Source organism: Streptomyces sp. NBC_01089, from assembly GCF_045162975.1.
Classification (GTDB): domain Bacteria; phylum Actinomycetota; class Actinomycetes; order Streptomycetales; family Streptomycetaceae; genus Streptomyces.
The window spans coordinates 5,289,909-5,300,000 of sequence record NZ_CP108660.1 but is presented as its reverse complement, the minus strand read 5'-3'; the positions used below and the strand labels follow the sequence as shown (position 1 = coordinate 5,300,000).

The 10,092-nt window shown below is 70.4% G+C and carries 8 protein-coding genes; all 8 read right to left on the bottom strand.

Translation table 11 applies throughout. The annotated features are described in order from the left end of the window. Positions 1-429 precede the first annotated feature (429 nt). The 8 genes from OG510_RS23845 to OG510_RS23810 all read right to left on the bottom strand — a co-directional run bounded on the left by OG510_RS23845 (position 430) and on the right by OG510_RS23810 (position 9,993). Positions 430-1,044, bottom strand: a complete 615-nt coding sequence (locus OG510_RS23845) for a hypothetical protein (protein WP_406139425.1) — start codon at positions 1,042-1,044, stop codon at positions 430-432. Positions 1,045-1,183: 139 nt separating this feature from the next. Continuing rightward, the gene (ahcY, locus tag OG510_RS23840) at positions 1,184-2,641 is read right to left on the bottom strand and encodes an adenosylhomocysteinase (protein ID WP_406139423.1); all 1,458 of its coding nucleotides are present in this window, start codon (positions 2,639-2,641) and stop codon (positions 1,184-1,186) included. A gap of 288 nt (positions 2,642-2,929) precedes the next feature. Further along, positions 2,930-3,907, bottom strand: a complete 978-nt coding sequence (locus OG510_RS23835) for a cation diffusion facilitator family transporter (RefSeq protein ID WP_406139421.1) — start codon at positions 3,905-3,907, stop codon at positions 2,930-2,932. 66 nt (positions 3,908-3,973) lie between these two features. After that, positions 3,974-5,137 (bottom strand): mannose-6-phosphate isomerase, class I, encoded by a 1,164-nt coding sequence (gene manA / locus OG510_RS23830; RefSeq protein ID WP_406139420.1) that lies wholly within the window; start codon positions 5,135-5,137, stop codon positions 3,974-3,976. A gap of 221 nt (positions 5,138-5,358) precedes the next feature. Then, positions 5,359-6,489, bottom strand: coding sequence for an SIS domain-containing protein (locus OG510_RS23825; RefSeq protein ID WP_406139418.1), 1,131 nt, complete (start codon positions 6,487-6,489; stop codon positions 5,359-5,361). Between the two features lie 53 nt (positions 6,490-6,542). Beyond that, positions 6,543-6,728, bottom strand: coding sequence for a Trm112 family protein (locus OG510_RS23820; RefSeq protein ID WP_406139417.1), 186 nt, complete (start codon positions 6,726-6,728; stop codon positions 6,543-6,545). 84 nt (positions 6,729-6,812) lie between these two features. Beyond that, on the bottom strand, positions 6,813-8,186 hold the full coding sequence (locus OG510_RS23815) for a phosphomannomutase/phosphoglucomutase (RefSeq protein ID WP_406139415.1): 1,374 nt from the start codon (positions 8,184-8,186) through the stop codon (positions 6,813-6,815). Between the two features lie 190 nt (positions 8,187-8,376). Continuing rightward, on the bottom strand, positions 8,377-9,993 hold the full coding sequence (locus OG510_RS23810) for an L-lactate permease (protein WP_406139414.1): 1,617 nt from the start codon (positions 9,991-9,993) through the stop codon (positions 8,377-8,379). Positions 9,994-10,092: the final 99 nt, after the last annotated feature.

Sequence of the window (10,092 nt, the reverse complement as noted above, 5' to 3'; positions counted from 1 at the left end):
TTCCTTTGTACTCACCCTCTCGGGCTTTCCTCCGGGCTTTTCCCTTCGATCTTGCGTTTCCGACTCTATCAGACTCTTTCGTGTCCGATTCCCGGCCGGCCGGGGGGCCGCTTTCCAGTTCCACGCTTTCGCGTTTCCCTTTCCGGCGATTCCGACTTTATCAGAAGCATTTTGGCCGAGCTAATCGGCCTCGTGATTCGGATTCATCGGGTGGCTCTGCGAGAAATTCAATTTCCGCGAGCGAGATAAACAGTAACTGCTGGGCCCGATCTTGTCGAACTCGGGGCAACCGTTCAAACCTACCTCCCCACTCGAACCGTGTCAACGGCTTTTGTGGGCAAGAGAGACAGTAGCAGCTCAGCAGGGCCGTACGCACATCACCCCGGGGCCGTTGAACCCGTACTCCGGCCCCGGCCGCGGGGCTGTCCGTCACCGGAAGACCGATGGCGGTGTCTCCAGGTGTTCCAGCTCGATGCCGGGGGCCGCCAGGACCACGTCCCCGGCGATGTGGACCGCGTACCGCTCACCGGTGTCCAGAGCGCTGACCTGGTATTCGTCCACCATCAGGGGCCCATTGTCAGTGGTGTGCGCTTCACTCTTCAGCAAGGCCCAGGACTGGTCGACGGTGCGGGGAGCCAGGACCGGGTCGGTGAAGGCGACCAGGCGGATGCGAGTGGCGGGGGAACCGGGGGTGAGGCCGAGCAGCCGAGCTGTGGCGACAAGGAAGGCGGGGGATGTGCCGGTGAAGGCGTGGGCGGGGGCGTTGCCTTCGGTGGCGTGCTCCCCGCAAGGGTCCGTGCGGACCCAGGTGACGCCTTCGATGGCCGCGCCGCGGATCTGCCAGCTCGCGGCGTGGAGTTCGAGGCGGATGGGGCGGCCGAGTTCGTCGATGGCCATATCGACGGAGCCCGCGTGGTCGCCCGATGGTGCGGTGGTCTGGGAGACGTAACGCCAGCCGGAGGGGCCTGGCGCGCAGTGGAAGTGTTCCTCACCGAGGGGGGTGTGGTCATGGAGATCGTGGAGCGAATAACGGCCGCGGGGCATGGGGTCCTTGGGGTCTTTCCCTAGCCGGTACGGGGCAGGCCCCCGACACGGGGGTGCGGGGGCCTGCCTGGTACCTACTGTTTCTGCGGTGCCGGCTGCTGAGGGTGCGGCAAGGTGCGCACCAGCGGCACTGGTTGCGTCAGTAGCGGTAGTGGTCCGGCTTGTACGGGCCTTCGACCTCGACACCGATGTACGCGGCCTGCTCGGGACGGAGCGTCGTCAGCTTGACGCCCAGGGCATCCAGGTGGAGCCGGGCGACCTTCTCGTCCAGGTGCTTGGGCAGCACATACACATCGGTCGGGTACTCGGCGGGCTTGGTGAACAGCTCGATCTGGGCCAGTGTCTGGTCCGCGAACGAGTTCGACATCACGAACGACGGATGACCCGTCGCATTGCCCAGGTTCAGCAGACGCCCCTCCGACAGCACGATCAACACCTTGCCGTCGGCGAACGTCCACGTGTGGACCTGCGGCTTGACCTCGTCCCGCACAATGCCCGGAATCCTCGCCAGACCGGCCATGTCGATCTCGTTGTCGAAGTGACCGATGTTGCCCACGATGGCCTGGTGCTTCATCCTGGCCATGTCCGCGGCCATGATGATGTCCTTGTTGCCCGTCGTCGTCACGAAGATGTCCGCGATCGACACCACGTCGTCCAGGGTCGACACCTGGAAACCGTCCATCGCCGCCTGCAGCGCACAGATCGGGTCGATCTCCGTGATGATCACCCGGGCACCCTGCCCACGCAGCGACTCCGCGCACCCCTTGCCCACATCCCCGTAACCGCAGACGACGGCGACCTTGCCGCCGATCAGGACGTCAGTGGCGCGGTTGATGCCGTCGATCAACGAGTGACGGCAGCCGTACTTGTTGTCGAACTTCGACTTCGTCACCGCGTCATTGACGTTGATCGCCGGGAACAGGAGAGTGCCGTCACGGTGCATCTCGTACAGACGGTGCACACCCGTCGTCGTCTCCTCCGTCACCCCGCGGATCTCGGACGACAGCTGCGTCCACTTCTGCGGGTTCTCGCCCAGGGTGCGGTTGAGGAGCTTGAGGATGTAGCTGTACTCCTCGCTGTCCGCGGTCGCCGGGTCCGGGGCCGCGCCGGCCTTCTCGAACTCGACACCCTTGTGGACGAGGAGGGTGGCGTCACCGCCGTCGTCGAGGATCATGTTGGGGCCGCCGGTCGGGGTGTTCGGCCAGGTCAGCGCCTGCTCCGTGCACCACCAGTACTCCTCCAGGCTCTCGCCCTTCCACGCGAACACCGGCACGCCCGCAGGGGCGTCCGGGGTGCCGTTCGGGCCGACCGCGATCGCCGCGGCCGCGTGGTCCTGGGTGGAGAAGATGTTGCACGAGGCCCAGCGCACCTCGGCGCCGAGCGCGACCAGGGTCTCGATGAGCACGGCCGTCTGCACCGTCATGTGCAGCGAACCGGTGACTCGGGCACCGGCCAGCGGCTGCGCCGCGGCGTACTCCTTGCGGATCGACATCAGACCGGGCATCTCGTGCTCGGCGAGCGTGATCTCCTTGCGCCCGAAGGCGGCCAGGGAAAGATCCGCGACCTTGAAGTCCTGGATGATGGCGTCGGTCGTCATACGAGCTGCTCCTCGGAAGGTTGGTCGAGGGTGTATGGGCTGGATGCTGCGGCGACGGGCGGAAAGGCACACGAATGCCCGAGCGCTCGCGGCGCAGTCCGTCGGAGGCCCTCTCTCCCTCGGCCGGTCCGCAGAACGGACCGCCCGACCGCCATCAGCAGCGACGTCTGGCTCCCGACGAATCTACACCGATCGGCCCAGCGACCCCCAGCCCGCCGGGAGGACCGTCCGAAATCAGTGCGTCGGACGGGTCCCCTCCGGCGAGCCCGGCAGGGCTCGATGGCCGGGTCAGTGCTGCGGCACCGGTGACGGGCCGCCCGGAGTCGCCTTCGGGTCCGCGCCCGCCGCGGCCTCGGCCTCGCTGTAGATGTCCGGCTCCAGATAGATCACCCGGGCGATGGGCACGGCTTCGCGGATACGGGCCTCGGCGGCGTTGATCGCCCGCGCCACTTCCGCCGCCGTGTCGTCGTGCTGGACCGCGATCTTCGCGGCCACCAGGAGCTCCTCGGGGCCGAGATGCAGCGTCCGCATGTGGATCACGGAGGTGACGGTGTCGTGGTCGACGATGGCTGTCTTGATCTTGTCGACCTCCTCGGTGCCCGCGGCCTCACCGAGGAGAAGCGACTTCGTCTCTGCGGCCAGGACGATCGCGATCAGGATGAGCAGGGTGCCGATGCAGAGGGTGCCGATGCCGTCCCAGACGCCGTTGTCCGTCGCCACGGCCAGTCCGACGCCGGCCAGGGCGAGGGCCAGACCGATCAGTGCGCCGAAGTCCTCCAGCAGCACCACCGGGAGTTCGGGCGCCTTGGCGCGGCGGATGAACTGGGCCCAGGAGAGCGTGCCGCGCGTCTGGTTGGACTCCTTGATCGCGGTACGGAAGGAGTAGCCCTCCGCGATGATCGCGAAGACCAGCACCCCGACGGGCCAGTACCAGTTGTCCAGCGAGTGGGGGTGCTTGACCTTCTCGTAGCCCTCGTAGACCGCGAACATCCCGCCGACCGAGAAGAGCACGATCGAGACGAGGAAGGCGTAGATGTAGCGCTCACGGCCGTAGCCGAAGGGGTGCTGCGGGGTTGCCTCCTGCTGGGCCTTCTTGCCGCCCAGGAGCAGCAGCCCCTGGTTGCCCGAGTCGGCGAGTGAGTGGACGCTCTCTGCGAGCATCGACGACGAGCCACTGAAGAGGAACGCCACGAACTTCGCTACCGCGATCGAGAGGTTGGCGCCGAGCGCCGCCACGATCGCCTTGGTTCCACCTGACGCACTCATGGGTGGACGTGTTCCCTTCGTCGGTGCCGCGGCGTTGGTGCCGCTATTCGGCCGCACATTGTTGCATCAGGCCACAACGGTGGCGCGGAAGACTGTCCCCGCTCCCGTCAGCGTGACGGTCTCGCCCGCCGGTACGAAGACGGACTGGCCCGGTTCCAGGGCGAGTTCGCCCGCGCGCGGGGTGCCCGCCGCGCAGAGCAGGATCTGTGCGGTGCCCGAGGGCAGCGGGAGTGGACTGGCGTCCTCGGGGCGTACGTAGCGCGAGAGCCGGAACTCGTCGATCGGGGTCTCGTACAGCTCCTCGCCGTCCGGGTCCGCCTCCGGGCGCAGGACGCCGGGCTCGGTCGCCTCGAAGCGGACGACGCGCAGCAGTTCGGGGACGTCGACATGCTTCGGGGTCAGACCGCAGCGGAGCACGTTGTCCGAGTTCGCCATGATTTCGACGCCGAGGCCGCTGAGGTAGGCGTGCGGAATGCCGGCGCCGAGGAACAGTGCTTCGCCGGGCTGGAGTTGTACGTGGTTGAGCAGCATCGCCGCGATGACGCCGGGGTCGCCGGGGTAGTGGTGGGCGAGGGTGGCGTACGGGGCGTAGGCGCCGCCGATGCGTCCGGCCGCTGCGGCGGCCTCGGTGACCGTGTCCTTCATCCCGGCCGGGTCCGCGGACAGGACGGCCGTCAGGACCTCGCGCAGCGCCGCCTCCTCGGGGTGTGCGCGCAGGATGTCCACGTACGGCTTGACCGAGTCCACGTCGAGGCCGGCGAGCAGGTCGGCCGATTCGGCCGGTGGCCGGAATCCGCAGAAGCCGTCGAAGGGCGTCAGGGCGCAGATGAGTTCGGGCTTGTGGTTGGCGTCCTTGTAGTTGCGGTGCGGGGCGTCGACCGGGATGCCGCGGCGCTCCTCGTTCTCGTACCCCTCCTTCGCCTGGGCGAGGTCGGGGTGGACCTGGAGGGAGAGCGGGGCTCCGGCCGCCAGGATCTTGAGCAGGAAGGGCAGCCGCGGGCCGAACTTCGCCACGGCCGGCGCGCCCAGCTCGGCCTCGGGGGCCGCGTCGATGACCGCCGAGAGCGCTTGCTCGCCGGCGCCGCGGTCGATGTGGGACGGGGCTCCGGGGTGCGCGCCGAGCCACATCTCGGCCTGCGGTTCGCCGGTGGGCTCGGTGCCGGTGAGGGCGGGGATGGCGGTGGTCGAACCCCAGGCGTAGGGGCGCACGGTGTTGGCGAGGCGGTCCATGAGGCTACTTTCCGGGCTGCTGGGACGGCGGGCGGGTCGCGCGGGGCGGCGTGCGGGGGCGTGCGGTCGTGTACGTGGTGGTGTGCGGGGAGCGTGTCTCGGTACCGGGGGTGCCCTCGGTCCCGGAGGTGTCCTGGGCCCGGGGGTGTCCTCGGTGCCGGGCGTTCTCGTACCGGGCCGGTGTGCCCCCGGGGTGCGGGTGCGCGGGCCGCGGCCGGCGTTCAGACCGTGGCGAGAGCGACGTAGGCGGCGGCGAAGTCGGTGACCGCCAGGAGTTCCGCGAGGCATTCCAGCTCGCCGCCCTCCTCCGGTTCCAGTTCGCTGACCGGGGTGTCCTGGGCGAGGGCGATCTCCCGGGCGGCGGGGGCCGCGGTGAGGCCGCCCGCCGGGCGGTCGCGGAGGAGGACCACTCGCGCGTGCAGTGCCTGCGGGTCGTCCACACGGTCGCGGAAGAAGTCGTCCGGGTCGGCGTCGCCCGCGAAGGGGCCGACGAGCAGCGCACCGTGCGCGGGCAGCGCCTCGGGCAGTTCGGCGGCGAGGGCGGGGCGGCCCGCCAGTTCGGTCAGCACGGCGGCGAAGCGACGGCCGGCCGGGGCCGCCGCGGTGCCTTCGGTCCAGATGAGCGGGAGGGAGTCGGCGAGTTCGGCGGCCAGGGTCTTGGCCGGGTTGCTGTAGGTGGCGATCGCCGGACCGCAGCGTTCCGCTGTGCTGTCCAGGCGGTCGGCCACCTGCTGCAGGGTCTCGGGCGGTGCGGTGACCAGGCCGACCCGGTCGAGCAGGACCAGCAGCGGGGTGAGCAGGGCCCACAGGGCGCCGGGGCCGATCCCGGTGAAGGGGACCTCGGTCTCCTCCTCGTACGGCGCCTCGGCCATCGGTACGACGAGGCCGTGTGCGCCGTCGACCGCCTCGGTCAGCGGCGAGCGGCGCGGGGCGACCCCGACGACCGTGCAGCCGCGCCGGTACGCCTGTTCCGCGAGGAGGGCGAGACCCGGCTCGGTGCCGTCGGCGGTGGCGATGAGCAGCAGGTCCACGGATCCGGCCCAGCCGGGCAGGGCCCAGCGCAGGGCGCCCGCCGCCGGTGCCACGCCTGTGGGGCGCAGCCGGGTGACGGGGGCCGCCGTACCCGCCAGGGCGGTGAGCAGGTCGGCCACCCCGGTCGCGGCGGCGCCCGAACCGGCGACGAGCACGGCGCGGGGCCGCCCCTCCGGTTTCAGGTCGGCCAGTCCGGCCTCGGCCGCGTGCCTGGCGGCGGTACGGACGCGGGCTCCGGCCTCGGCTGCGCCGCGGAGGAGCCCCCGGCGGTCGGCTCGGGCCAGGGCTTCCGGGGCGTCGAGCAACGACTCGTCGAGCATCGGGGTCTGCCTCCGATTCGCCTTGCGTGTACGGGTGCGTGCGGGGGACTTGCCTACGCGGGGCGGCGGGCCTCGTCGACGAGCAGGACCGGGATGCCGTCGCGGACGGGGTACGCGAGGCCGCACTCCTTACCGGTGCAGATCAGCTCCGGGTTCTCCTCGGCCGCCGACTTGTCGTCGAGCGGGGAGTGGCAGACCGGGCAGGCGAGGATCTCCAGGAGACCGGCTTCGAGCGGCATGGGGGTGGTCCCTTCGAACATACGGTTTGGGCCAGGTCAGCGTACCGCCGGGGCGGGGCGGGTGCGGGGCATCCGCCGGTGCTGTCACCCGGTCCCGCGCACCAGCCCGAGGACCTCGTCGCGGACCTCGGCCATGGTCGCCTCGTCCCGTGCCTCCACGTTCAGCCTCAGCAGCGGCTCGGTGTTGGACGGGCGGAGGTTGAACCACCAGTCGGCGGAGGTCACCGTCAGACCGTCCAGGCCGTCCGTCGTGATGCCGTCGCGGTGTTCGTACGCCTCCCTGACCAGTGCGGTGCTGGCCGCCTGGTCGGTGACCTTGGAGTTGATCTCGCCCGAGCCGGTGTAGCGGTCGTAGGGGGCGACCAGTTCGGAGAGGGTGCCCGGCTGGTTGCCGAGCGCGGCCAGGACGTGCAGCGCGGCGAGCATCCCGGTGTCGGCGTTCCAGAACTCGCGGAAGTAGTAGTGCGCCGAGTGCTCGCCGCCGAAGATCGCCCCGGTCGTGGCCATCTCCTGCTTGATGAAGGAGTGCCCGACCCGGGTGCGGACGGGGGTGCCGCCGTTCTCCCGTACGACTTCGGGGACGGACCAGGACGTGATCAGGTTGTGGATGACCGTGCCGCCGGGGTGCGCCGCCAGTTCGCGGGCGGCCACCAGCGCGGTGATGGCCGAGGGCGAGACGCCGTCCCCGCGCTCGTCGATGACGAAGCAGCGGTCCGCGTCGCCGTCGAAGGCCAGGCCGAGGTCCGCGCCGGTCTCGCGGACCTTCGCCTGGAGGTCGACCAGGTTGGCCGGGTCCAGCGGGTTGGCCTCGTGGTTGGGGAACGTCCCGTCCAGCTCGAAGTAGAGGGGGATCACGTCGAGCGGGAGCGGGGCGAGGACCGTGGGGACGGTGTGGCCGCCCATGCCGTTGCCCGCGTCCACCACGACCTTCAGCGGGCGGATCGCCGAGAGGTCGACCAGGGAGAGGAGGTGGGCCGCGTACTCCTTCAACGTGTCACGCTCGGTGACGGTTCCCGGGGTCGCCGTGGTCTCGGGGGCGCCTGTCGCGGACCAGGTCTCGACGAGCGTACGGATCTCGGCGAGGCCGGTGTCCTGACCGACCGGGGATGCTCCGGCCCGGCACATCTTGATGCCGTTGTACCTGGCCGGGTTGTGCGAGGCCGTGAACATCGCTCCGGGCAGGCCGAATTGCCCGGACGCGAAGTACAACTGGTCGGTCGAGCAGAGGCCGATGAGGGTGACGTCGGCGCCGCGGGCCGCCGCACCGCGCGCGAAGGCGCCGGACAGGCCGGGCGACGAGGGGCGCATGTCGTGGCCGACGACGATCGCCGACGCGTCCGTCACCTGGACGAAGGCGGCCCCGAACAGTTCGGCGAGCGACTCGTCCCACTGGTCGGGCACGACCCCTCGCACGTCGTACGCCTTCACGACCTGTGACAAATCGACAGCACCAGCCACGTCGGTCCTCCTGATATCCGCTCGGTCCGTCACGGGTCCATCGTCCGCCACGGGCCCATCAAACTACCTGGAGGCATCGGGACTCTCCGCGAGCCGGAGCGCGCTGCCGGGCGCGCGCCGTACGCAGGCGCCTCCAGCGGGCGCGCTCCGGCAGACGCGCTCCCCGCAGGCGCCTCTCTCGGGCGCCCTCCTACGGCAGCATCCAGTCCAGGAGCGCCGTGCTCTGCGCGGTGACGATCAGACACATCACCAGCAGCAGACCCAGACTCCACGGCAGCACCTTGCGCAGCAGATCGCCCTCCTGCCCCTTGAGTCCCACTGCCGCGCACGCGATCGTCAGGTTCTGCGGGGAGATCATCTTGCCCAGGACGCCGCCCGAGCTGTTGGCGGCCGCCAGCAGTTGCGGGGAGAGCCCGGACTCGTGTGCCGCGGACACCTGGAGTGCGCCGAAGAGGGCGTTGGACGAGGTGTCGGATCCGGAGACGGCGACCCCGAACCAGCCCAGTACGGGTGAGAGGAAGGCGAGTCCGGCGCCCGCGGCGGCGACGAAGTGGCCGATGGTGGCGGCCTGTCCGGAGAGGTTCATGACATACGCAAGCGCCAGGACCGAGGTGACCGTCAGGATCGCGTACCGCAGTTCGCGCACGGTCGCCGCCCACTCCCGGAGCGCGTCGCCCGCCCGTACGCCGATGACCGCCGCCGTCAGCACCCCCGCGAAGAGGACCAGCGTCCCGCCGGTCGAGATGAGCGGGAGCGAGAAGACATTGCCGGAGACCGGCTTGCCGCCGGGGCCCGCGACATGGAGGAACGGCCAGTCGAAGAGCCGGGTCGCGCCGTCGAACAGCCGCTTCACGGGCGGGATCTGGGCGACCGAGAAGATCACGACGATCAGCCCGTACGGGGCGTAGGAGCGCACCACTTCGCGCCGCGGGTCGGTCCCCTCCAGGTCCGCGCTGCGTTCGCCGGTGAGTACGGCGGCCCGCACCGGTTCCGCGACCGGCCTGCGGGCGCCCGGCACTGCCATCAGGGCGGCGGCCCCGACCAGCGCGGCCAGGATGTCGGCGAGCTGCACGGAGACGAAGTTCGACGCGGCGAACTGGGCAGCGGCGAAGGCGACTCCGCAGACCAGCGCGGGCGCCCAAGTCTCGCGGAGTCCGCGCCTGCCGTCCACGATGAACACCAGCAGCAGCGGTACGAGGAGGGCGAGCAGCGGGGTCTGCCGGCCGACGACCGAGGCGACCGTGTGCAGCGGCACTCCGCTGACCTGTGCGAGCGTCACCACAGGGGTGCCCATGGCGCCGAAGGCGACCGGTGCGGTGTTGGCGACGAGGGCGACGACCGCGGCGCGCGCCGGGTCGAAGCCGAGCGCCACCAGCATCACCGCGCAGATCGCCACCGGGGCGCCGAATCCGGCGAGCGCTTCCAGCAGCGCGCCGAAGCAGAAGCCGATGACGAGGGCCTGGATGCGGGGGTCGTCGGAGAACCGGCCGAAGGAGCGCCGCAGGATGTCGAAGTGCCGGGTGCGGACCGTCATCCGGTACACCCAGAGGGCGTTGACGACGATCCACAGGATGGGGAAGAGGCCGAAGAGCGCCCCCTGGACGCCCGAGGAGAGCGTCTGGCCGAGGGGCATGCCGTACGCGAACAGGGCGACCAGGACCGCGACGGCGAGCCCGGCCAGGCCGGCCCAGTGGGCTTTCGTCCGTACGGCGCCGAGCAGCACCATGACGGTGAGCAGCGGCAGGGCGGCGGCGAGTGCGGACAGGGCGAGTGAATCGGCTACGGGTTCCAGCGGCTGCACAAACACAGGGCCTCGATCCTCACGGGTGTGAGGAATGCTCATGTTCATGGCAACCGGAAGTCAATGATCCGGACACGATGCGGAGCCGAGGGGCAGAAGCGGGGT

Bases quoted from the DNA above. Each gene is read 5' to 3' on its own strand.
- OG510_RS23845 (WP_406139425.1), bottom strand. From the start codon at position 1,044: ATGCCCCGCGGCCGTTATTCGCTCCACGATCTCCATGACCACACCCCC.
- ahcY (WP_406139423.1), bottom strand. From the start codon at position 2,641: ATGACGACCGACGCCATCATCCAGGACTTCAAGGTCGCGGATCTTTCC.
- OG510_RS23835 (WP_406139421.1), bottom strand. From the start codon at position 3,907: ATGAGTGCGTCAGGTGGAACCAAGGCGATCGTGGCGGCGCTCGGCGCC.
- manA (WP_406139420.1), bottom strand. From the start codon at position 5,137: ATGGACCGCCTCGCCAACACCGTGCGCCCCTACGCCTGGGGTTCGACC.
- OG510_RS23825 (WP_406139418.1), bottom strand. From the start codon at position 6,489: ATGCTCGACGAGTCGTTGCTCGACGCCCCGGAAGCCCTGGCCCGAGCC.
- OG510_RS23820 (WP_406139417.1), bottom strand. From the start codon at position 6,728: ATGCCGCTCGAAGCCGGTCTCCTGGAGATCCTCGCCTGCCCGGTCTGC.